This is a genomic window from Aminobacter aganoensis, from assembly GCF_014206975.1.
In the GTDB taxonomy this organism is placed as follows: domain Bacteria; phylum Pseudomonadota; class Alphaproteobacteria; order Rhizobiales; family Rhizobiaceae; genus Aminobacter; species Aminobacter aganoensis.
Genome location: NZ_JACHOU010000009.1, coordinates 132,921 through 155,788, shown reverse-complemented (window position 1 = coordinate 155,788; position 22,868 = coordinate 132,921). Strand labels below are relative to the sequence as shown.

Genomic DNA, 22,868 nt, shown 5'->3' with positions numbered 1-22,868 from the left:
TTACTTGAATGGTATGGGGAACAGTATTCCGCCGTCCCGTGGAAGCGCGTTGAAGCGCCGTTCAGCCTTCAAGGGGCTATCTTCGCCGAGATTGCGCGCGAAAACTTCACCATAGTTGCCGACTTGCTTGATCACATTGTAGATCCACTTGTCGTCGAGCTTAAGAGGCTCGCCAATACCCGGATCCACACCAAGCGCCTTACGGGTTTCGCCGTCCGTCGAGCTTGCGGCGATTTCATCGACATTCTGCGACGTGATGCCCCGATCTTCCGCCCACACCATGGCATTGAATGCATAGCGGACAATGTCGAACCAGCGGTCGTCCCCACGTGGTATGGCCAACGCGAGCGGCTCCGTAGTCGCACCGCTCTGGAAGATCGCGTGTTCATCGGGATTGCCGGCGACAGCTGCTCGCTGTCCAGCGATCGCGAAACCGTCGCTCATATAGCCGTCGCAACGTCCGCCGAAATAAGCGTCGCGCGCCAAGATGGTGGAATCGAAATAGACGCGCTCCACCTTCACCTGATTGCTTTGCTCAATAATGTCGAGTGCATTCTCAACGAGGCTGCCGCCGCCTTGAAGGCAGATTGTAAGCCCGTCGAGGTCGGCTGCTTTCGCCACGTTCAACGCCTTGCGCAACATTATCGCGTCGCCATCGACGAGATTGATGGCAACAAATCGGACAGCGACGTCGCGGGTATAAGTCCAGGTCGTTGTGCGCGACAGTACGTCGACCTCGCCGGTCTGGACTGCGGGTATTCGCTGGGCCGCATTCAGCGGCACGAATTGGGCCTTCTGGCTGTCGCCAAAAAAGGCCGCGGCGACCGCGCGGCAGCTGTCCACGTCGAACCCTGTCCAGACACCCTTGTCGTCAGGACGGGAAAGCCCGGGCACTCCCTGACTGGCACCGCAACTGACATAACCGCGTTCACGGACCTTGTCCGCGATGGATTGCGCATTGGCCGATCCGGCCCCAATCATCGCCGTGGCCATGGCGACGGCAAACTGAATTGCAAGTTTCATCTGCGTTATCACTCCTCTTTTTATAGTTCCCTCTGATCAACAGCACGCTCCTGCGCGCCAGGCATGGTGCCCGCGGACAAGCCCATGAGAGCCGCTTCGATGTCCGCCTGCAGATCCTCGACGGGCTCAAGCCCGATAGAAAAGCGGATGAATTTTCCTGGTGTGGAGCCAGGTGCGGCGGTCAACCTGAACGCCAATTGGGGGGTCACGATGCTGTGAGTGCTGCCCCAGCTCGCCCCAATGCGGAAAACCCTGAGAGCATCCACGAACACTGACGTGCAGTCCTGATATTGCGGCGCCAGCTCAACAGAAAAGAGGCCGCTCGCACCCTGAAAATCGCGTTGCCAGAGGATGTGCCCCGGATCGCCTGGTAAGGCCGGGTGGAGTACCCGAGCGACTTCCGGGCGAGCAGCAAGCCAGTGCGCCAGGGTTAGCGCAGAGGTTCCCTCCCGCTCCAGGCGAAGAGGCATCGTCTGAAGGCCACGCAGAACCAAACTTGCGTCATCGGCGGACACCCCGAGTCCCATCAGTCGGCTAACGTCCTTCAATCGTCGAAAAAGCACCTCGTCGCGAGTAACGAGAGCGCCAATGAGCACGTCTGCATGTCCCCCCGCATGTTTGGACAACGCCTCCATGACTATGTCGGCGCCGAGATCGAGCGGGTTGCAGTGCAGAGCGGAGGCCCAGGTGTTGTCGGCCAACACTCGTCCTCCCGACGTATGTGCCGCTTGCACGATAGCGGGGATGTCCTGGATCTCCATCGTGTTCGAGCCCGGAGACTCAACCACGACCACGCGAGTGCGATCGTCAATGAGAGCGCCTATGCCAGAGGCGATGGTGGGGTCGTAGAGCGCAACCTCGACACCAAATGATGCGAGCACTTCAGTACAGAAGGTGCGGGTCGACCCATAGGCAGAGGTTGGCACCAGCACGCGATCTCCGGCCTTTAGGAGGGCGCTCAAGGCGAGCGCTGTCGCAGACTGCCCCGACGGCAGGCAAAGGCAATATTCCGCTGCATAGAGTTCAGAAATGCGCGCCTCAAGCGTGCGGCTGGTAGGCGTGCCGTAAAGCCCATAGGTATAGCCGTCGTAGAACTGCTCATACCGCCGTTCGAAGGCGTCACATGTGGGGAAGACGATAGTCGAAGCTCGGGTCACCGGAACCGCGAGGCTGCTGAAGCCTTTGTCGTTTGCGGGTTCAGCGCGCAGCAATCTGGTTTCTGTCTTCAAGGTCACTCTCCTGTGCGAGAGTTGTAGCGCAGCGCGCCTATGTGCAATAATGTTCTTGAGAGGTGTACATTATGCGTTGGTGTTATCATGCATCTGGGAGAACTTGAGGCATTCGATGCCGTTATGCGGATGGGCAGCACAAATCGAGCCGCCGACTTCCTGGGTATCAGCCAGCCGGCGATCAGCCGCGCTATTGGCCGGCTTGCCAAATCCACAAGGCTGACTCTGTTTCGCCAGGTTGGCGGCCGTCTTGTGCCGACGCCCGAAGCGTTGAGCCTGCACGAGGAAGTCCAGCGTGCGTTTGTTGGTTTGGACCAGTTGCGCGCGCGAGCCGCGATGATCCGCGAATTCGGCGCTGGCGGGCTTCGACTGGCTTGTTATCCCGCGCTTGGTTTGTCTTTCGCACCGAGAGCTATCCAAAGATATCGCGCCAAGGACCGGTCAGGACATGTGACCCTCCTGATCGCGGGGTCCAACGCTGTGCGCGATATGGTCGCTTCGGGTCAGGCAGATGTCGGACTCGCTGCAGATGAAATCGATGCGTCGCGCGTCTCTACGCAACCCTTCATGTCCGCGCCCGCTGTGTGTGTCATGCCGGCGGGCCACCGCCTGGCCAGCTACGAAACAGTTGCGCCCAGAGACCTTGCCGGTGAGCCGTTCATTGCTCTTTCGCCGGATGATACTGCCCGCAGGCGAGTCGAACGTATTTTCGAAGAAGCCGGCGTGCAGGCGCGCACTGTGGTCGAGACGCAGTATTCCGAGGTTGTCTGCAATCTGGCACTTGAAGGCGTTGGTATCGGAATTGCCAATTCCATGACATTCAAGGCCAGCAAATTCGAGAACCGAGGCTTAATCGCTCGTCCGTTCCACCCGCAGATCGCGTTTCGGGCCCTAGTCCTAACCGCAAAGGAGCGAGTAAAGTCTGCGCAGACACAGGCCCTGATTGCGGCGCTGCACGACACACGTGGTCAATTTGGAATTATGGCTGCACCTACAGCGCCCGTTGACTCGCCCAGCGGGATCTAATGGGTTTCGGTGACCGGGAATATGGCGGTCCCCACCCTGAGACTCGCATCCCGTAATCATGCAAGCGGAATGTGCCGCCGCTTAGTACGGTGGCCGACGATCAACGCGTCATGCAGGAAGCCCATTTTCCAATGCAGCAGACAAGCATCTAGACGGCGCCGCAGTGCTGTCTGAGCTAAGGAAATGAATAATCATACGATGCCCCAGAGGGATATCGAACCTGCCATCAATCTTGACAAGGTCGACTACTCAACGAGCATTCTACTGCAACGTAAAATCCGGTGTCACTCCCAGCATCGTTGCAGCGCGGCGAATGATGTTCGCTGCCATTGGCGCTGCGCTTACCCCCGCCGTGGCCGCGCGGCTAGATCCCTGGAGCTTTGGCTCGTCGACTATGGTCAGGATCACATACTTGGTGTCTTCAATCGGGAAAGCGGCCAGGAACACGTTGAAATTGCGATCCTTGGAGTAGCGGCCGCCGACAACCTTTTCCGCAGTGCCGGTTTTTCCCCCGACCCTATATCCCAGGACTGCTCCGCCCTTGCCCGACCCACCGGGCGCGGTGGCGTTAACATTGTAAAGATAGCGCATATCATCGCTGGTCTTGGCACTGACAACGCGTTCGGAAAGAGCATTCGCTTCCTCAATCGTCCGCGGCAGAAATGTTGGCGGCACGGGACGTCCGCCGTTCATGAGCGCTGCCGCCCCCGCAGCCGTCTGCAGCGGAGTGGTTGAGAAGCCGTAGCCGAAGGCTGCTGTAATCGAATGGCGCGGTCGCCAGAGGCTTTTAGCCTTGGCCACTTTCAAGGGTCGGCGATCCTGCCGGGCTGAGTTCCGTCAGTTGCGCGAGTCAATGCTCAGGATTCGCCAACCCGAAACGCTATCGCTGTGTCAACAGGCCTCGTTGTCGATAGGGCGGGGCCATGGTAGCTGGTGGCCATGATGACGGAGCCGAGACGATAATATGCGGATGGTCGCATTATGGGCAATGCTGCTGCCCTTCGTCCTTTCGTCGTTTGTCGCGCAGGGCTTCATGCCTGCCCGTGGCGCCGACGGCGTTATCACGATGGTGATCTGCACCGGCAACGGTATGGTCGAGATGGCGTTCGATGCCGTCACCATGGATCCTGTCGATGAAACTGCTTCGGGCAATGGCGAGAAGTCAGCGAGTGCCTATTGCGCGTTGGCCGCGGTAAAGCCTGCGGCAGCTCTTACGCTGCCGATTGCATTCGCTCTGCCGGTGCCGCCGGCTTCCGCCGTCAAATATTCCCGGCGGGAAGCGGTGCTGGAATACGCGGCGGCCACCGGACTACCCCACGCAACGGGACCCCCTTACCCGGTCTGACATTCTCGATCGAGCAATCAGACCAGGTAAGGTATTTGACACATGACCGAACTAACCGGCGGGGCCGTGTCCCCGAAGTCGGCTGCGCAAGCTGCCGGCAACATCGATCTCTATCGCGCGGTATGGCGCTGGCACTTCTATGCAGGACTGCTGGTCCTGCCCTTCATGATCACGCTGGCGGTGACGGGAGCGATCTATATCTTCAAGGACGAGGTAGACAGCTTCGTGCATGCGGATTTCATGCAGGTGAACTCCGTTAATCAACAGAAGCTGGCCCCATCCGGGATCATCGCGGCGGCGCTGAAGGCCCAGCCGGGTACGGCCGTCAAATACACCGACCCGCCAACCGACCGACGCTCGACGGAGATCACCGTTCAGCCGGAGACAGGTGGTCCAATGGCGATCTACGTCAACCAGTACGGCGGCGAGGTGCTCGAAATCCGGCCTGATCGCAGCACTTTTGCCTGGACCGTGCGCTACTTGCACTCCTTCCGGTTCTTTGGTGCGACGCCGCGCATGTGGATCGAGATCGTGGCAGGCTTCGCCATCCTGCTGGTTGCCACCGGTATCTATCTCTGGTGGCCGAGAAACCAGAGAGGTGGCGTCTTGTCTGTGCGCGGAACGCCACAACGGCGGGTTTTCTGGCGCGACACACATGCCGTCACAGGCATCGTCGCAGGCGGGTTCATCGTCTTTCTGGCCGCCACCGGCCTGCCCTGGTCTTCGGTCTGGGGAGCAAAGGTCAACGAATGGGCCAACGGCAGCAATTTCGGCTATCCGTCCGGCCTGCGCGTCGATGTTCCCATGTCCCAGGATCACCTCGACCATGTCGCCAAGACATCGTGGTCTCTGGAACAGGCGCAGATACCGGAAACCGCCGCGCCCGCCCAAGGCATGCCTTCGATCGGAATCGACACGGCGATCCAGACCTTCAACGAGTTGGGTTTGCACCGGGGTTATTCAGTGGCCCTGCCGTCCGGGCCGAACGGCGTGTTCTCCGGCTCCGTGTATCCCGATGACCTCAGTCAGCAACGCGTCATCCATCTCGATCAGAATACGGGGGAGCCGCTGATCGACATGAGCTATAGCGATTACGGTCCGCTGGCGCGCATTCTGGAATGGGGCATCAACACCCATATGGGACAGACCTTCGGACTGGCGAACCAACTTCTTCTTCTGCTGGCCTGTGTGGCGATAATCCTCCTGGCCGTTTCGGCGGCCGTGATGTGGTGGAAACGCAGGCCGTCCGGTAGTCTGGGCGTACCACCATTGCCCACCGACAAGAGGGTGTTCGCCGGCCTCTTCCTTATTCTCGGAATTGGCGGCCTGCTATTCCCGCTGACGGGTCTGGCGTTGCTCTCGCTGATACTGATCGACCTGAGTTGGCAGGGCTTGTCTCAGAGGCGGCGCGCCGCATAGGTGAACCGTATCAAAAAAAAACGCATCAGATCTGCCGATGGTGTTCCTGCTGCTAAGCAATCCCTGCCAATGGCTATGCTGCGCCGTTGGTAGGCTGAACAATCCATCCGTACGATGTTTACCGCCTCGCTAAGGGCCAGCAAAATGCCTCAGAGTGCCAAACAAGCGTGATTGTCACTTGTTCCCCTTGGCTGATAGTCGGACAATTTGCCCCTTGACCCTCTAGCGGGATGAGGTCCTACCGATGCCACAGTTAGACCGCCTGGCGGGATCTGAAACAGCAAGTCGCAGAACGACATCTGCGTTGCACGTATGAGAGCACCAATACGGAAATCGATCCGGCGTTTGATATATTTTGATCCCCACCCGTGGATGGCAAGCATGTCCGCTTTTTGGTGGTGATCCGTAGATTATCGAGGATATCAGCTCCAGTCTATGTCGTTCGAAAACACAGCCGAAACACTGGGGAATGAACCGCCTTTGGTGGCGGGCGGTCGTGGAAAGCCACCAGATGCGCGCGAGGTATCCATACGATGGCTGTCCGGGACGTTTCTCACAGGATTTACGTCATGTGTCCTGATGGGCGGTGCATTGCTTGCGACTCTTGATAGTAGGCAGGCTCTGAGCCCCCCACGTGAATTCGTCGAGAAATCGCCGCTCGGCGAATCCACAAACCAACCGACCGTCACGAAGACCGGTAGGCTGCTCTCTCCGCGAATCCTGTCGAATCTGAACGACACTCAACGCTTTGATATCTCCACCATAACTCCAGACCGCGACGGAGACCTTGTACGCACGACACCCTTTCTCCGGGTGAGCATGACGATGGCTGCCGAACACAGCATCGGCCGCTCATATGCCCCCTTCAACCCGCTCGAATTGTTTGACGAAGAACCAGCGCTGAACAATGCGAATACTGGCAATATTTACGGCGCCCGCGTCGAGAGCGAGGTCAAACTTCGTGTGGTCGACTTTCCGATCGCATCAGAAAGGTTTGATGACGAAGATGATCTAGCGACGCAAGATATTGAGATGGAGGTTCGAAATATTGCTGCTGTCCTTACGGACGGCGATGTCCAGGTCACGGCTCTCCAGCATGTTGACCCGCAACGATTTGGCGAAGCGGTCGGAACAAGTGGGATTGCACAGTCGTACGGAATCCGAATCGTACCTGAGAACATGTCAGTCGCGGTAGCAGGAGATTCTCGACGCATGGAATATGTCGAGGATGTCATTCCATTTGCAACTGATCGTGGAATTGATGATGCGCTGGCAAAGGCGGGTTACATTGGTGAGCGGTCAGGCCGTTTGGCGAATATACTGATGCGGAAGAATGGGTCCCCGATTCTGAAAGGCGGTAGCCTGCTGCGGCTTGGGATTGAATTGCGTCAGGACACTTCTGAAATCGTGAGGGCGAGCGTCTATTCAAAGAGCCAACATGTCTTCACTGTCGCCTTGAACGATCGTCAACAGCTCGTAGAAGGCCGCGAACCACAGCCCAATGCAACAATGGCGGCAGCCGTTGACACAACTCATCAACCCGCAGCCACCGAACCTGACAAACCCCCTGCTTTGTACGACGGCATCTATCGTGCTGCTTTCGCTCATGGTTTGACGCGCCCCATGACCCGACAGCTGGTAAGGATACTCGGAACGACAGCTGACCTGAAATCGCCGCTGAATCCGTCGGACAAAATCGAAGTATTTTTCTCTCAGCCGGACGATGAGGGTAAGGCGACGACCGGTTCAGAGTTGCTTTTCGTAAGGGCCGATTTTGATGGCGTCCCGCGCACTTTCTACAGATATCAGGCGAGTGACGGCACAATCGGCTACTTTGATGAGAATGGACGCAGCGCCCGCCAGTTTCTTCTGCGCAATCCGATTCCTGATGGCCGCTTCACATCCGGCTTCGGAAAAAGGCGACATCCTGTCCTCGGATACACCCGCCCACATACCGGAATTGATTGGGCGGCGCCACGCGGCACCCCTATCATCGCACCCGGAGACGGTGTGGTCGAGAAGGCGGGATGGAACGGCGGATACGGCCGCCAAACCGTCATTCGCCATGCAAATGGCTACCAGACCACGTTCAACCACCAAAGCAAGATCGCCGATGGTGTTCTCCCTGGTGAACGAATCCGCCAAGGACAGATCATCGGCTATGTCGGATCAACAGGCCTTTCTACCGGAAATCATCTCCACTACGAATTGATCGTCAATGGCTCCAAGGTTGATCCGATGCGAGTTCGATTGCCGGATGGGCAACTGCTTTCGAAGAGTGAGCTGGAGAAATTTCTCCTGGTGCGGAAGCGGATCGACAGCGTTCTCGGTGACAGAACGCGAAGGGATGCGGAGTTCACCACACCTGTCTGAAAACGATGCCGCCACAATGTCTTCGACGATGACACGCCGATACTTATCCGCGTTTGAACCATGCGGTGACTACGAACTTTCCTGTCACATTGAAACCGCAAAATGTCGCGCCACCATGGGCTGATGCAGTCTGCGAATTACTATGTCGCATCGACAGCGCTTATCGCGCCGATTTAGTATATGGCGATGTGCAAGTCGGCCTGCTCACGAAAAAGACACTGGAAAGACGGTCGTCTCATAGGGCTCCTTGCCTATGTTATCCTATTGCAAGGACTTGCAACCGCATATGCGACGACCCTCATGGCAACCGATCAATTCGGTCCCTCGTTCGTCATTTGCGCTCCATCCGGTAATGCTGATCAGCCAGCGAGCGATCCGCTCGAAGATGTGGCTCAAAAATGCTGCAGAGCTCTTTGCAAAGCGGCCAGCATGGCGGGCCCAGTTATCGAGCCGCCCGCAAGCGGGACACATTGGCTTGTCCCAACCGCAAGTCTGGTAAGCGCGTTCCCTTCGATTTTTCGTGCAGTCCCCACGGGCAGACAGGGGACACTTCCTGAAGCACGTGGGCCCCCGCGTTTCTCCATCTAATTCCTATCGCGGCATGCCCCCGAGGTGTGTGCCCCAACATGCATCCATTTGGAGAATACGATGTTCAGTTCCGCTCGCGCTGCAATCACAGCAGCACTTCTCGCCCTTTTCATTCCCGCACTCAGTCTTGAAGCAAACGCAGCTGAAATCGAGATCACGCAGCCCTGGACCCGTGCAACGCCGCCGGCGGCGAAGGTTGGCGGGGGCTATCTGACCTTGACCAACAAGGGCACGGTCATCGACACGCTTCTTGGCGCTTCGTCGGAGATTGCTGATCGTGTCGAGGTCCACAAAATGGAGATGGTGGACGGCATAATGAAGATGCGCCCTGTTCCCGAGGGTTTGGAAATACCGGCGGGGCAGACCGCAGAACTGGCGCCAGGAGGATACCACCTGATGCTCATGGGGCTGAAGAGGCCAATCACCCAAGGCGAAAGGATTTCGGTCACGCTCAAATTTGAAAAGTCGAATCCGGTCGATGTAGAACTTGTTGCCGGGCCGCTTGGCTCGTCTACGCCAAACAGTGGCGAAAATCCCAATGGTGGTAGTTCATCCATGTCGCACGGAGAGAGCAATTGATGCGAGGCCGCAGAATAGGGCTCATCGCTGCAGCGATTCTTGCGGTGGTGCTCACCGTCGTTGGTTTCACGATTGTTACGGGGTCGAAATCAACGGGAGGAGGGCCACGCGGCAGCGGAGTGGCGACGGTCGGAGGGCCGTTCACCCTGACCGGGGTCGACGGGCAGGCCGTGACTGAGAAGGATCTGCTTGGTAAACCCAGCGCCATCTTTTTCGGGTTCACCTACTGCCCCGAGGTTTGTCCGACGACCCTGTCCGAGCTGTCGGCGCTCGCCGACCAGCTTGGCTCCGATGCTGACAAGTTGAACCTCGTATTTATCTCCGTTGACGCGGAGCGTGACGGTCCCGAAGAAATGAAACAGTATCTCACCGCCTTCGATAGTCGCATCATCGGCTTAACCGGAACACCGGAGCAGATCGACGCGGCGGCCAAAGCCTTCAAAATCTACTATACGAAGGTGCCACTCGACGACGGTGACTACACGATGGACCACACAGCGTCGGTTATCCTGATGGATGCGTACGGCAAGTTCTTCGGGACCATGGCTTATGAGGAAGCGATGAGCGTGATGCTAGCGAAGCTCAAGAGGTTGATCGGCGAAGGCTGATCGGCCACGACAAAGCAAGGTTGCGACCGGCTTCAGTTCATCCGTCGCAACGAATCTTGACCTGCTGTTCGTGACCAACATGTTCGCTCGCGGTTCGAAGCGAGCGAACATGCCTTGCTCCAATTCCTGCTTTGGCGAGCGAGCCGATCGCGCAACATCCTTTCGCAGAAAGGGACGGCTGAAGGGTCACCTTCGTTGATCGTATGATCCGCAGTTAACTACGTTTGCTCTTTATACAGCCGTTCAATTGACGATCTCCAACCTCTCAGCTTAACCTTTTGTTAAGCAAGAATTGGGGTTGTGATGCGTACGAACGTGGGGCGGCGGTCCGGATCATTTGCTGTTGGCGCGATTTTGAGCGTTCTAATCTCGATTGCTCCTGCCCTTGCGGGTTCGGCGATGGAAGTGGGACGCCTGACATCCCAACCGATTGGTCACTACGAGTTTTGCCAGTCCAATCCCGACGAATGTTCAATCACGACGATTGCACCAAAGCGCGAGAAACTAACGGACTCGATGTGGCGTAAGATTGTGTCGGTCAATTCCGCAGTCAATCGTCAAGTCAGGCCGGTTTCGGATATGGAACTCTATGGCGTTGAAGAATTTTGGACGTACCCGGTGAACGGGGCTGGCGATTGCGAAGAATATGTCCTGGCCAAGCAACTGGAACTGCGAAACGCCGGACTTTCTATGTCCAATCTACTGATCACCGTGCTGCGTCAACGCAATGGCGAGGGTCATGCTGTGCTGACCGTGCGCACCGACAAAGGGGATTTCGTTCTCGATAACCTGAATGAGAAGGTGGTTGAATGGCACAATACCGACTACACCTATCTCAAGATCCAATCGAGCCGGCATAGTGGCAAATGGGTCTCCATTACCAATTCCGACGTACCTATGACAGCAACCGTGCGCTGAAAACTTCACGCCGTCGTTGAGCGTCGATAGAGATCGTGACCGCTCCTTCGATCACGATATCGCTAGTCGTATTTTTCGAAATTGCGTCACTGGTTGCTGTCTCCTAACGGAACAGCTTCCCCGTCCACGGCGACACGCACCGGCGTCCCCTCCGCCAGCCGGATGGACTGCATGGCGTCGACCTGCACTTCGACGCCGTTGCAGTCGACCCAGTAGGTCATGTCATGTCCCTTGAACTCCACCGCCACGATACGGCCGTTCGGCTGCTCGTCCGCTTCCACGGCGCGAATCCCGAGCCGCTCAGGCCTCAGAGAAATGCTCACCCGGCCTGATGCGGGGTGCGTCAGAGGCAGCAACCCGAGCGAGGTCTGCACGCAGCCACCTTCAGCGATCCCTTCCAGAAGATTCGTGCGTCCCAGAAAGGTCGCAACGAACGCATCGGCTGGCCGGTCATAGACTTCCTGCGCCATGCCGCTTTGCATAATGCGCCCGGCGTGCATGACTGCGACGCGATCGGCGAAACTCAGCGCTTCCTCCTGGTCATGCGTGACGAAGACGATCGCGATTCCGGCCGACTTGAGCAGTCGCCGGATCTCGCGTCGTGCCGCGCTGCGCAAAGCGGCGTCCAGATTGGAGAATGGCTCGTCGAGCAGAATCAGGCGGGGTTCGGCCGCGAAGCTGCGGGCAAGGGCGACCCGCTGCTGTTGCCCGCCGGAGAGCTGATCGGGATAGCGCTGGTCAAATCCCTCGAGGCCGACCATGCCGAGATAGCGTGCGACGACGTCCCGTCCTTTCTGCCGCGTACCGAACCGGATGTTTTCTCCGACAGTCATGTGAGGAAACAGCGCGTAGTCCTGGAACACCATGCCGATTCCCCGTTGTTCCGCAGGCGTCGAGGTCACATCCCGCCCCGAAAGCAGCACCCGGCCGGTATTCGGCGTCTCGAAGCCGGCAATCATCCGCAGTGTCGTCGTCTTGCCGCAACCCGAAGGACCGATCAGCGCAAGAATCTCGCCTGCATCAAGATCGAATGAAAGATCGTCGACGACTGCCGGTCCGCTGCTGGTAAAGCGCCGCGTCAGGCTGCGGACGGAAAGGAGATTATTGTCGGTCATGCCCATTCACTTCCCGGCAGCGCGCGCGGCGCTGCCTTCGTATTTCAGGATCAGCCCCACAAAGAGGCTGGAGAACAAGATGATGCTGAGCGCGAGCGGCGCCGCGTCCCCCATCATGCCTTCATTGGTTCGGCTGAAGACGTTCATGGCCAGCGTGCTGTAACCCATAGGGGCGAGCAGATAGGTGATTGGCAGTTCCTTCACGACCATGATGAAGACCAGGAGGGATCCGGCGACCATCGGCCGACGCAAGCGGGGCAGGACGACACGCATGAAGGCCGCCGTGGGTGAGACTCCAAGGGCGCGGGCGGCCTCTTCCTGCTTCGTGCCAATCTGCAAAAGCGCAAGCCGGAGCGGTCCGAACGCAAGCGCGACGAAGCTCATGACGTAGGCGAACATCAGCAGCGCGTAGCTTTGGTAGAGGAATGGCGCAGTCCGTAGTGCGAAGGCCACCATGGCCAGTGCGAAGGCCAGCGCCGGGGTCGCGTAGCCCATGAAGGCCAGCCTCTCGATCAGTGAGGCGAACGGTCCTGGATGGCGCAACGTCAAAACGACGACCGGCACCGCGAGCACCATTGTCAGGATTGCAGTCGGGCCCGCGGTCAGGAATGTACCGAGGGCAGTGCGACCAAGATGCGCCCAGTCCGCTTCCGGCACGCCGAGCCGCATCCAGTGGCCGAGAACCATCAACGGCAATCCAAGCGAGCACAGCACGACCAGCGCGAAGAATGCCCAGGCAGCCAGGTGCCAGCGACCAAGGCCAATTGGCCGGGTGATCCGCGCGGAGCCGGTTCCGGTACGCGCAAAGCGACGGTTGCGCGTGACGGCGCGCTGTGCGCTCAACGCCACGACAGTCAGCGCCAGCAGCATCAGAGACAGCCACGCGGCATAGGTGCGGTCGAAAGCGCCGCTGTACTGGGTGAATATGGCGTAGCTGAAAACCTCGTAGCGCATCAGCGCGATAGCGCCGAAATCGCCGATCACATAAAGACCGACGATCAGCCAACTTGCGACCATAGCGGGCCAGAGCTGAGGAAGAACGATGTGGCGAAAGATGACCAGGCGCGATTTGCCTAGGCTTTGCGCGGATTCCTCGAGCGCAGGATCCATGCCGAGAAACGCCGCCCGCAGGTTCAGGAACAGGTAGGGAAAGGTGTAGAGCGACAGGGCAAGGCCCGCGCCCCAGAGCCCGTGCAGGGGCGGCAGCGAGATGCCGGCCCATTGCCGGGCGAATCCGTAATAGCCGGAGAGCCCCAGCAACGCATAGGCCATCACATAGCCGGGAACGGCGAGCGGCAACGCCATGAGGAACGACAGAAGGCCCTTGAAGCGGATGTCCGTGCGCGTCACCAGCCATGCGGCTGGCAGGGCAAACAGCGTACCCAGCGTGAGCACGACCGCCACGAGCTTAAGCGTGTTCAGAAGAAGAAACAGGTTGCGCTGGCGGAAGACGATCTCACCGAGCTGCGACGCATCGGCATCGAGCGCGCGCATAAGCAGGTAGAAGACGGGCAAGAGTGTGCCGATGCCCACGACCAGCGCGGGCACGACAAGCAGGAGTGGAGGGCGGGGTGTGCGCCCCGCCCTCGTGAACGTGGCCAGAACCGTCACGAGCCGATCAGAGCAGACCGACTTCGCGCAGCAGGTTCAGCGTAGCTTCGAGATCGCCGAGCGTGTTGGTGTCGACCTTCGGGCTGATCTCGTTGACGGCCTCGAGAGGCTCAAGCGTGGCGTGCGGGATGATGCCGGTGCGAACCGGATACTCGTAGCCCTGCAAGGTGATGAACTGCTGGGCGGCGGGCGAGAGCAGGAAATCGATGAACTTGCGGGCGTTCTCCTTGTTGTCGCTCGCTTCTACGATGCCGGCGCCGGCGACGAGTACGAGATTGCCAATGTCCCCGGCTGCGAATGTGGTCTGACCGACAGGGAACTCCGCATCGCGAGCGGTGTAGCGGCCGAGGTAGTAGTTGTTGATCAGGCCGAAATCGACTTCGCCATTGGCTATGGCATCGATCTGGGTACCGTTATTGCGATAGACCTTCGCCTCATTGGCGATCATCGCCTTCAGCCATGCTTTGACGGTCTCGTCGCCTTTGGTCAGGCGGAACGCGGTGACGAAGGCCTGGAAACCACCATTGGTCGGCGCCCACGCGACGCGACCCTTGTATTTCTCGTCTGTCAGGTCAGCGATGTTCTTCGGCAGGTCATCGTCCTTGACCCGTTCGGTTGAATAGACCAGCACACGCGTGCGGCCCGAGGTCGCTACCCACTTGTTGGCGTCGTTACGGAAAGCGTCCAGCACCGTCTCGTTCACTTCAGCTGGAAGATCTGCAAACGCGGAAGAAAGTGCGCCGAGAGCGCCGGCATCCTGTGCCCAGAAGACGTCCGCAGGGCTTTTGGCGCCTTCTTCCAGCAGCAGGGTGGCAAGTTCCGAGGTGCCGCCGTAGCGGACTTCCGCAGTTACGCCGGTTTCGGCTTCAAACTGCTTGATCAGCGGTGCTATCAGCGCCTCGCCACGGCCCGAATAGATCGTGACCGTCTCAGCAGCGGCAAACGAGGTCAGGCCGAGCACGAGACCGAGACCTGCCAAAAGTGTTTTCTTCATAGTCGTTCCTTCCTTAATCTACCCGCACCCTCAGAGCAGGATCGCAAGGAAGTCCCGACATGACGGTCAGCAACGGCGCGTCGTGGCGGAACCACCGTGGCAGCTGCGAACGAATGCACAGCCAGCCAGCGAGCACGCTATGTGCGGTCGGTTCATAATACCTGCGGGTGGATGTTCCGAAGAGCTCTTCCGCTACGCGCGCAACCAACAACCCGGAGCAAAGACCATCCCCCATCGGTCTACCTACAGATAACTATCCTGAAATTGTCCAGTTTAACACTGGCTTAGGACCATTGGCCGAGGATATCAGACCAAAGTCCTATAAGCTCATTGGGCTTTCTCGCAGTTTCTCAGGACCAGCGCAGCCTCGGTACGGTTGCGCACATTGAGCTTTTGCAGGATGTGGGTCATGTGATGCTTGACCGTCTTTTCCTGGATATCGGCCTGACGGGCGACTTCCTTGTTCGAGCAGCCGGTCGCCACCAGTTTGAGAACCTGGGTCTCTCGTGGCGTGAGTTGCGACAGAAGGTACTTGCCACCGGAATCGGGCTCCTGCTGCATCGGTTGGTCAACACTGGCGTCGGACATTCGTCCTGCCGAGAGGATTTCCGCGGCCAGCGTCGGCGTGACATGGCCGACACCACGGGCGACATCACGCACCGCCTCGATCAATGCCCTGCTGCCGACGCCCTTCAGGACATAACCGTGTGCACCCAGCCTCAACGCTTTTAGCACGTCCTCACTGTCTTCCGAGGCGGTGAGCACGGCGATACGCAGATCGGGTTCCGAGGTACGGATGCGTTCCAGCGCGGCGAATCCTCCGCCTGGCATCGACAGGTCGAGCAGAACGACATCCGGCCGTAGTTCGCGGGCCAGATTCAAAGCTTCCTGCGCCGAAGAGCCTTCGCCGCAAACGGACAGGTCGCCGGCCTCAGAGAGCGCCATAAACAGTCCCTGACGGAAGATCGGATGATCGTCCACGATCAGAATCCGGGTCATGAAAGTTCGACCTCCGCCACTGCCGGCAAACGCATCACGACGCTCGTGCCCGATCCCTTCCGCGTATCGATATGGAAGCTTCCCTTCAGTCCCGCGACACGCTCGCGCAGACCAGGAAGCCCCAACCCTTCGCCACGCTCGTCCGGCTCGAAACCAGGGCCGTCATCGTGGACCTCGACCTCTAGGCCATCCACGATCCTCCGGATTGTAACGGTCTGTCGAGCGCCGCCAGCGTGCTTCGATCCGTTGTTAAGCGTTTCCTGCAGGAAACGATAGATACATGTCTTGGCCGCGAGCGGGAGCCCCGGTAGATCGTCCGCTATATTCATCGACACCTTGTGGCCGCAACGGGCCTCATGCGCCGCTGCGATACGCCTTGCTACCGTCGCAACCGACCAACCTTCAAGCTCGGGCAGCGCCAGCCCGCGGCAGATATAACGGATCTCCTGCATGGCCTCGTTGACTGCTTGCTGAACCTGTTCCTGCTGGAGGCTTTCGGGATTGCCGAGCCGCAATGCGGCGAAAGCCAGCAATTGCGTGGGGCCGTCGTGAAGCTCGGCGGAAATCCGGCGAAGCGTACGCTCGTGCAATTCGGCGATCCGGTGATTTGCCTGCTCCACCCGCCGCGCGAGACCGCTGTTCTTCTCCAGCAGCGACGAGAGCTGCTCAACCTTCTCGCCGAGCGCCTCGCTTTGACGCGCGATGGTGCGGCTGCCGCGCGCGAAGACGAAGTAAAGCGCCGAGAATATACCGAGCGAGACCATGCCCACGACGAGCCAGCTTCTAAGGCGTGCATCGAAGAGATGCTTCCGCAGCTTGTCAGCCGTTGTGTAGAACTCGGCTACGGCGATGATCTCGCCTGTCTTTGCCAAACGAACTGGGCTGTAGACCTCAAGAAGCGGTTCGTCGCCGAGGCTTTCGACGTCGTTGTCGGGATGCGACCGTCGAGCGTACGCAGCGTGGACCCTGCCGCCCAGGGCGCTCGTAAGACCGGGACTCAGATCGAAGATGCGCCCAACTATGTCGGGATTGTCGCTGAAAATAACACGGCCGTCCGGACCCCAGAGCTTGAATGCGGACACCTCGTCCCGCAGAGCGCCGCGCCGCAGGATGTTTTCGAGCTCAAGCCTTGCATTCGGGCTGAGTAGGCCAGCTTCACCGATTTCCTGCGTCACCGGCGCTATGATCGCTTCGACATAGAGCGCGGTCACCGCGCCCGCATTGTCGGTGACGCCATCCTCAATCTCTGAGGTTACCCAGAGGCCGATTACAAGCATTCCGGCGACAAGCACGATTCCAGCAACGACCATGAACTGGGCCATCAAGCCGGCTGACGCGTTCCGCCACCACGACGCAACAGTCTTGCGCCTCCCGACGTTGACATACACCTGTTCCCGCTCTCCTTGTTCGTCACATACGCTGGAGTTCATCGACAGACCGGAACCGCGGAACGACAACGCCTTTCTCGTGACGCAGCATGGGAGTTGCGGACTGCCGTCGTGACACGCACCTTCTGGACGTCGAAGCTCCGCTCCTTACTACTCCTCAAAATCTGAATACCATGCTCTACTTTTGTTTCCAATCACACCGTAGTTGAGTTCGACCCGCTTTCCGGCTGAGCCGACATGGCGTCTGGCCTGACGATCACGGCGATCATAGCTGTTGTTGTGACGGTCGGCGCGACCGGCATCGGCTTCGCCGTCAGGATCGTTTACATTTCTGGTCATGACGTGGCCCACTCGGACCGAAAGATTGCCAGCAAAAAACTCCACCTGCCAACCGGAGCGCTGATAGCATCCGCAATTGTTGCCGGGATGACTGCCGGTGCGGCTGGCGTCTACGTGTTCGGTGACCCTTTCGGAAGCGATAGGCTGCTGTCGCGACCGTCGATTCAGGTCAAAGCTGCCCTGAGCGCGACGACAAGATCGCGGCCGTCGATAAGGCCGCTCAAGGGGAGGTGGCGGCGATGCTGCCCGCCACGACGCCGCTTTCGATGCGCAACGTCGCGTACAACGGGCCAGATGGTGCGGCCATCACTGTCACCGAGTTGGCTGGCAAGACCCTGCGTATAAATCTCTGGGCGACATGGTGTGCGCCCTGCCGCGAAGAAATGCCTGCGTTGAATGAACTGCAGACGACGATGGGCGGCGCGGACTTTCAGGTCGTGGCCGTCAATGTCGACACCGGTGGCGACGAGAAGCCGAAGGCATTTCTGGAAGAGATCGGCGTCGACGAGCTTGCCTACTATCGAGATCCGTCGCTCGCGCTCTTCAACCGCTTGAAGCGACAGGGACTCGCTCTCAGACTGCCGGTAACCATCCTGATAGACAAAGAAGGGTGCCTTCTCGCCCTTATGAATGGTCCTGCCGAATGGGCCAACGACGACGCCAGGCTACTCATCGAAGCCGCGATGTGAGACGTTCCAGTCTGATCAGTCTGGTCACCCGGCGCCCGTTCTTGCGAACCTGTTTGGTAGCACCGCGCCGATCACTCCGCCGGGACATCCGACCTTGTAAGTGCGATCGGTTTCCGACTTGGTGCGCCGACCCGAAACCGACGATCGAACAACGATATCGCACCGCCGGCCATCATAGCCACGCCGCCGAACCATATCAGCAGCACGAGTGGTTTCCACCACACGCGCACCACCACGCCCCCGTCGGGGGTAGGGTCGCCGAGCGAGACGTAGAGCTGGCTGAAGCCGCGCGTGGCGATGCCGGCTTCCGTGGTCGGCATCTGTCGTGCCGTATAGAGCCGCTTGGACGACATGATTTCCCCGCGCTGCCGCCCAGCGCTGTCGAGATAGACGAAACGGGCCTGCTCCTCGGTGAAGTTGGGTCCACGGTGTGGCGCGATGCCGTCGAAGCGCAACGTGTATCCGGCGACGGGCAGCGTGTCGCCGGGGCGCATCACAACTATCCGTTCGATCTCGAGCGAGGTGACGGCGGCGATGCCCAACACCGTCACGCCCAATCCGAAATGAGCGGCCGTAGTACCATAGACCGAGCGCGGCAGCCCCCGAAAGCGCTTCCAAGCAACAAAAGCACTCGCGCTGCCGATGCCGGCCTTCAGCGCCAAATCGGTCAGCGCGCCCAGCATCAGCCAGACGGCGATACCGACCCCGAAGGCCGCCAGGGCGCCCTTGCCTTCAACGAAGAAGAAGACCACCAGTGCCGTCATCAGCGCAGCTCCGAAGGCGAAATAGAGACGCTGGGCAACGGCGTATGCATCCCCGCGCTTCCACGCGAGCAACGGCCCGAACGGCACGGCTAGCAGAAGGGGGATCATCAGAGGAATGAAGGTCAGGTTGAAGAAAGGTGCGCCCACGGAAATCTTGTCGCCGGTCACCGCCTCGACCATCAGCGGATAGAGTGTACCGATCAGTACGGTCGCAGCCGCCGTGGTCAGGAACAGGTTGTTGAGGACCAGCGCGCCTTCCCGCGAGACGGGATGAAACAGGCCGCCCTGCGTCAGCGTCGAGGCTCTCAGGGCGAAAAGCGCCAGCGATCCACCAATAAAAAGGATCAGAATCATCAGGATAAAGACGCCGCGCGCGGGATCGGTGGCGAAGGCATGGACAGAGGTCAAGATGCCTGAGCGCACAAGGAAGGTGCCGAGCAGCGACAGTGAAAAGGTCAGGATGGCAAGCAGCAGAGTCCAAATCTTCAGCGCCGACCGCTTTTCCATCACGATCGCCGAATGCAGCAGCGCCGTGCCAGACAGCCACGGTAGAAAGGAGGCGTTCTCCACTGGGTCCCAGAACCACCAGCCGCCCCAGCCGAGTTCGTAATAGGCCCAGTACGAGCCCATCGTGATGCCGCCCGTCAGGAAAAGCCAGGCCGCAAGCGTCCACGGCCTGACCCAGCGCGCCCAGGCGGCGTCGATCCGGCCCTCGATTAGCGCCGCGACCGCGAATGAGAAGCAGACCGAGAAACCGACATAGCCGAGATAGAGAAGCGGCGGATGGATGGCTAGGCCGATATCCTGGAGGATGGGGTTGAGATCGCGCCCCTCGATTGGCGCAGGGTTGATCCGGGCGAAAGGGTTCGATGTGGTGAGGATGAACAGCAGGAAGGCCGCGCCCACGAGTCCCTGTACAGACAGTACGTTCGTGCGCAGGCTCGCGGGAAGATTGTCGCTGAACCAGGCCACAAGCGCTCCGAAAAAGGTCAGGATCAGGACCCATAGCAGCATGGAGCCTTCGTGGTTTCCCCACACGCCGGTGAACTTGAAGAGCATAGGCTTCAGAGAATGCGAGTTCTCCCAGACGTTTTGAACGGAGAAGTCAGAGGTGACATAGGCGGTTGTTAGCGCGGCAAAGGACAGTACGACAAAGGCGAAGACTACAACTGCGGCCGGCCTGGCCACCGCCATCAGACGTGCGTCGCCCAGTTGCGTGCCGAGCCACGGTACGAAGAATTGCACCATTGCCAAAACAAATGCCAGGACGAGCGCGAAATGTCCCAATTCAACGATCATGGCGAGGTCCCACGCAGCCATCGCGGAGCGAACCAGTCAGTAACTGCGAGCGTGAACTGTCGTGTCGCAAAATGTCGATCCGTTCGTATGAGCACCAGGTCAACAGTAATCAACTCTGTTCTGCTCTGCGCTCAGGCGCGTTAGTCGGGAATACGCAGGAAACCGATCCCACATCCCAGCAAAGACATTTATCCAACCTCTAGCAGGGTGAGATGCAATAGGCCCGATTATCTGGACTCGTCAGGCGCACGCGGCCGCACTTGCCTTGGCGGTACACTGCTTCAAGCGCCGCTGCCGCCATGTACGAATGCGGCGACGAGCACCGCGTCGCCTCAACGCTGTTCGCCGCTCAGACCGATTTCACGGAGTTGCTAGGGTAGGTGAGATAGGTCAGGTCAACAGATTGCAGTATTGTTGTTCTATTGGGACATAGGCGCTTCCGGTGCGGCCCGCGTCAGGCCACCACCATCCTTATACGGCCCGGAGATCACTGGTCTTGCCAAACGAAATCGAACTCAAGCTCGAGCTGATGCGGGAAGCAGCCGCAAAGCTGATTGGATCTGATTTGCTGGCCGGCGATCCGGCTGTCTTCCAGCAACGCTCCGTCTACTTCGATACGCCGGAGTGTCGCCTGTCTGCTGCTGGCTTTTCGCTTAGGATCAGGCAGGTTGGAGACCGTCGCATCCAGACCGCCAAGGCGATCGGCTTCAGCGCCGCCGGCCTGTTCGCGCGGCCGGAATGGGAGCGGGACGTCGATGTCGACAGGCCACTCCTCGACGATAGTACGCCGATCCCGATGCTTCTAGGCATTAAGGTTCGCGATCTCGCGCCTGTGTTCGCCGTCGAGATAGAGCGACGGTGCTGGAACATCATCACCGACGAGGCGGCGATCGAGCTGGTGCTGGATCGCGGCGAGGTCGTGGCCGGAGAGAGGCGCACGTCCATCTGCGAGATCGAACTGGAGTTGAAGCGTGGATCAGGAAGCAGCCCGAGACGAATTGAAACCCAGACTTCAACGAATTGAGCTTGGTCAAATCTCTTCCGCATGGAAAGTGCTGGAACCCGCCGAGCCCATGTCCGCCGTTGACAAGCCGGTGGTCTTCGCCTGCCACGGTTACCCCATATCTCATTTCACCGGCTGACCTTCCGGCGCACCAAATACCACAATTTCTGTGTGCACGGCCTCCATGCGAACGCACGACGTCAACGCGTTTCGACATCGCGCTGTGAACCGGGTTGATCGGTGTCAGCTTGCGCCGGCCGCGCTGCAGTGTTTGGAAGGAAGCTGAAGAAAGCGCAGGACGTGTGTCTGCGAACATGTCGAGGCCATGCCTCTATTTCGCGGCCGGGGTTGGTCGAGGATACTCGCTTTGGAAGCAGGGACGTGGTTGGATGCGCAAGCATGGCGCTCCAAAGGCACCGCACCGCACGAGCCAACTATCTCGGCGGATCAGTTTGCGAAGGCCACCGTTCCGGGCACCAATCATGGAACTTTGCCGGCGAACAGCCGCATCTTGAGCAGGGCGGCAAAGTCCGCTACTGCCCGTCAGTATTCTCGTTGCCAACACCGCAGCGATGGCGTCGACGGAGATATGTTCGGCAAAGCGACCTTTTAGCCTCTCCAACCTGGGAAAATCGACCAAGAAATAGTTGAGGCCGAATTTGAGGACATCGCGAGTTCATACCCGCAATCAGACGCTACACCGCCACGGGGGACCCCATTTAGGTCCGAAAATGTCGGGACTTGATGTGCATCCCGGTTACATCAGCCCAAAGGCGCAGGCTTTCAGATAGTTCCTGGGGTGGTGGGGCGATCTTCGGACCCCCTAAAGACACGATGGAGTTGCGGCTTCCCTCAAGTCGGGAAGCCGCTGAAACGAACTACTTTTTAGTAGATCCGCTCTTGTCTCGATGACCATGCGGATCGAGATCGCCGGGTTTGTGCCCGGGATGATCATGATGCTCGCCGGGCACTTCCTTCATACCTTCCTTGTCACGGTGACCGTGGGGGTCGAGGTCACCCGGCTTGTGACCCGGATGGTCGTGGTGCTTTCCTGGTTTTTCCTGTGGCATTGTCTTCTCCTGGTTGGTAACGCCAGCGTGCATGCGTGACCCGAGGAAACGCTTGGACACAGCCTCACGTTCCCGACGTGTGCCAATCTGCAATCGAATCGCAATGCCTCCGCACATTTTCTGAGAGGCCAGACGCATGAGCGGCTGGTGGCGGTAAGCGACAGTTGCCACATGGCCAGGGCGGACGATGGTGGTTGCGCCGGCGACCATTTTCCCCTTCACATCATCGACATCGCCGACCGTGATCATGGCGCCATGCGCGACACGATGCGGTTCAACCATGCCTTGACCTCGGGCGGTCGTGCTCGCGCCGTGCCCAGCTGGATGCGCTGTCTGCCCCAGCGCGGGACGACCGGTGAGGGCTGGGCCGCCCGCCGCGAGCAGGCCTGCGCCGATCAGCCCTCGACGTTTGAGACCGGATGCGAGCCAGCATTGCGTCGACCAGGCCATCTACGATGTGGCTCGGCTATTTTGACGGAGGCTGCCCCA

Annotated in this window: 19 protein-coding genes and 1 pseudogene; 9 read left to right on the top strand and 11 right to left on the bottom strand. The window is 59.3% G+C overall.

Annotated elements, in window-relative coordinates:
* Both GGR00_RS17845 and metC read right to left on the bottom strand, forming a co-directional pair.
* A complete protein-coding gene (locus tag GGR00_RS17845; RefSeq protein WP_210315056.1) occupies nucleotides 1-1,023 on the bottom strand; it encodes a transporter substrate-binding domain-containing protein in 1,023 nt (340 codons plus the stop codon).
* A gap of 20 nt (nucleotides 1,024-1,043) precedes the next feature.
* Nucleotides 1,044-2,252 carry a cystathionine beta-lyase gene (gene metC / locus GGR00_RS17840; protein WP_184700217.1) on the bottom strand — a complete coding sequence of 403 codons (1,209 nt, stop codon included), beginning with the start codon at nucleotides 2,250-2,252 and terminating at the stop codon, nucleotides 1,044-1,046.
* A gap of 87 nt (nucleotides 2,253-2,339) precedes the next feature.
* Here metC and GGR00_RS17835 point away from each other — a divergent pair, with 87 nt between their 5' ends.
* A complete protein-coding gene (locus GGR00_RS17835; RefSeq protein WP_246441448.1) occupies nucleotides 2,340-3,278 on the top strand; it encodes a LysR substrate-binding domain-containing protein in 939 nt (312 codons plus the stop codon).
* 261 nt (nucleotides 3,279-3,539) lie between these two features.
* Here GGR00_RS17835 and GGR00_RS17830 read toward each other — a convergent pair.
* Nucleotides 3,540-4,061: pseudogene (locus GGR00_RS17830) on the bottom strand (penicillin-binding transpeptidase domain-containing protein); the annotation flags it as partial.
* Between the two features lie 181 nt (nucleotides 4,062-4,242).
* On the opposite strand from GGR00_RS17830, the gene GGR00_RS17825 reads away from it, so the two are divergent.
* From GGR00_RS17825 to GGR00_RS17800, 6 genes are all read left to right on the top strand, one after another.
* Nucleotides 4,243-4,623, top strand: a complete 381-nt coding sequence (locus tag GGR00_RS17825; RefSeq protein WP_184700214.1) for a DUF2946 family protein — start codon at nucleotides 4,243-4,245, stop codon at nucleotides 4,621-4,623.
* Nucleotides 4,624-4,665: 42 nt separating this feature from the next.
* Nucleotides 4,666-6,042 (top strand): PepSY-associated TM helix domain-containing protein, encoded by a 1,377-nt coding sequence (locus GGR00_RS17820; RefSeq protein ID WP_184700213.1) that lies wholly within the window; start codon nucleotides 4,666-4,668, stop codon nucleotides 6,040-6,042.
* A 435-nt stretch (nucleotides 6,043-6,477) separates the two neighbouring features.
* Nucleotides 6,478-8,415 carry a M23 family metallopeptidase gene (locus GGR00_RS17815; RefSeq protein WP_184700212.1) on the top strand — a complete coding sequence of 646 codons (1,938 nt, stop codon included), beginning with the start codon at nucleotides 6,478-6,480 and terminating at the stop codon, nucleotides 8,413-8,415.
* Between the two features lie 648 nt (nucleotides 8,416-9,063).
* Complete coding sequence (locus tag GGR00_RS17810) at nucleotides 9,064-9,582, top strand: copper chaperone PCu(A)C (protein ID WP_184700211.1); 519 nt, start codon at nucleotides 9,064-9,066, stop codon at nucleotides 9,580-9,582.
* Entirely contained in the window at nucleotides 9,582-10,190 is a 609-nt protein-coding gene (locus GGR00_RS17805) for an SCO family protein (protein WP_184700254.1), read from the top strand. The genes GGR00_RS17810 and GGR00_RS17805 overlap by 1 nt, the downstream gene beginning before the upstream one ends.
* Nucleotides 10,191-10,493: 303 nt before the next feature.
* Nucleotides 10,494-11,108, top strand: coding sequence for a transglutaminase-like cysteine peptidase (locus tag GGR00_RS17800; RefSeq protein WP_184700210.1), 615 nt, complete (start codon nucleotides 10,494-10,496; stop codon nucleotides 11,106-11,108).
* An 86-nt stretch (nucleotides 11,109-11,194) separates the two neighbouring features.
* On the opposite strand, the gene GGR00_RS17795 is transcribed toward GGR00_RS17800, so the two are convergent.
* The 6 genes from GGR00_RS17795 to GGR00_RS17770 form a co-directional block, all read right to left on the bottom strand.
* A complete protein-coding gene (locus GGR00_RS17795) occupies nucleotides 11,195-12,223 on the bottom strand; it encodes an ABC transporter ATP-binding protein (protein ID WP_184700209.1) in 1,029 nt (342 codons plus the stop codon).
* Nucleotides 12,224-12,229: 6 nt separating this feature from the next.
* A complete protein-coding gene (locus tag GGR00_RS17790; RefSeq protein WP_343065582.1) occupies nucleotides 12,230-13,756 on the bottom strand; it encodes an ABC transporter permease in 1,527 nt (508 codons plus the stop codon).
* An 85-nt stretch (nucleotides 13,757-13,841) separates the two neighbouring features.
* On the bottom strand, nucleotides 13,842-14,828 hold the full coding sequence (locus GGR00_RS17785; protein WP_184700208.1) for an iron ABC transporter substrate-binding protein: 987 nt from the start codon (nucleotides 14,826-14,828) through the stop codon (nucleotides 13,842-13,844).
* 327 nt (nucleotides 14,829-15,155) lie between these two features.
* Nucleotides 15,156-15,827: a response regulator gene (locus GGR00_RS17780; RefSeq protein ID WP_184700207.1), complete on the bottom strand. Its 672-nt coding sequence runs from the start codon at nucleotides 15,825-15,827 to the stop codon at nucleotides 15,156-15,158.
* A complete protein-coding gene (locus GGR00_RS17775; RefSeq protein ID WP_184700206.1) occupies nucleotides 15,824-17,284 on the bottom strand; it encodes a sensor histidine kinase in 1,461 nt (486 codons plus the stop codon). The genes GGR00_RS17780 and GGR00_RS17775 overlap by 4 nt, the downstream gene beginning before the upstream one ends.
* 81 nt (nucleotides 17,285-17,365) lie before the next feature.
* Nucleotides 17,366-17,554, bottom strand: coding sequence for a hypothetical protein (locus GGR00_RS17770; protein ID WP_184700263.1), 189 nt, complete (start codon nucleotides 17,552-17,554; stop codon nucleotides 17,366-17,368).
* 197 nt (nucleotides 17,555-17,751) lie between these two features.
* Between GGR00_RS17770 and tlpA the strand changes: the two genes are divergently transcribed.
* Nucleotides 17,752-18,243, top strand: a complete 492-nt coding sequence (gene tlpA / locus GGR00_RS17765; protein WP_425488801.1) for a thiol:disulfide interchange protein TlpA — start codon at nucleotides 17,752-17,754, stop codon at nucleotides 18,241-18,243.
* A gap of 71 nt (nucleotides 18,244-18,314) precedes the next feature.
* Here tlpA and GGR00_RS17760 read toward each other — a convergent pair whose 3' ends face one another.
* On the bottom strand, nucleotides 18,315-20,306 hold the full coding sequence (locus tag GGR00_RS17760; protein ID WP_210315055.1) for a heme lyase CcmF/NrfE family subunit: 1,992 nt from the start codon (nucleotides 20,304-20,306) through the stop codon (nucleotides 18,315-18,317).
* A 496-nt stretch (nucleotides 20,307-20,802) separates the two neighbouring features.
* Between GGR00_RS17760 and GGR00_RS17755 the strand changes: the two genes are divergently transcribed.
* Nucleotides 20,803-21,330: a CYTH domain-containing protein gene (locus tag GGR00_RS17755; protein WP_184700205.1), complete on the top strand. Its 528-nt coding sequence runs from the start codon at nucleotides 20,803-20,805 to the stop codon at nucleotides 21,328-21,330.
* A gap of 857 nt (nucleotides 21,331-22,187) precedes the next feature.
* On the opposite strand, the gene GGR00_RS17750 is transcribed toward GGR00_RS17755, so the two are convergent.
* Entirely contained in the window at nucleotides 22,188-22,829 is a 642-nt protein-coding gene (locus GGR00_RS17750; RefSeq protein ID WP_184700204.1) for a hypothetical protein, read from the bottom strand.
* Nucleotides 22,830-22,868: the final 39 nt, after the last annotated feature.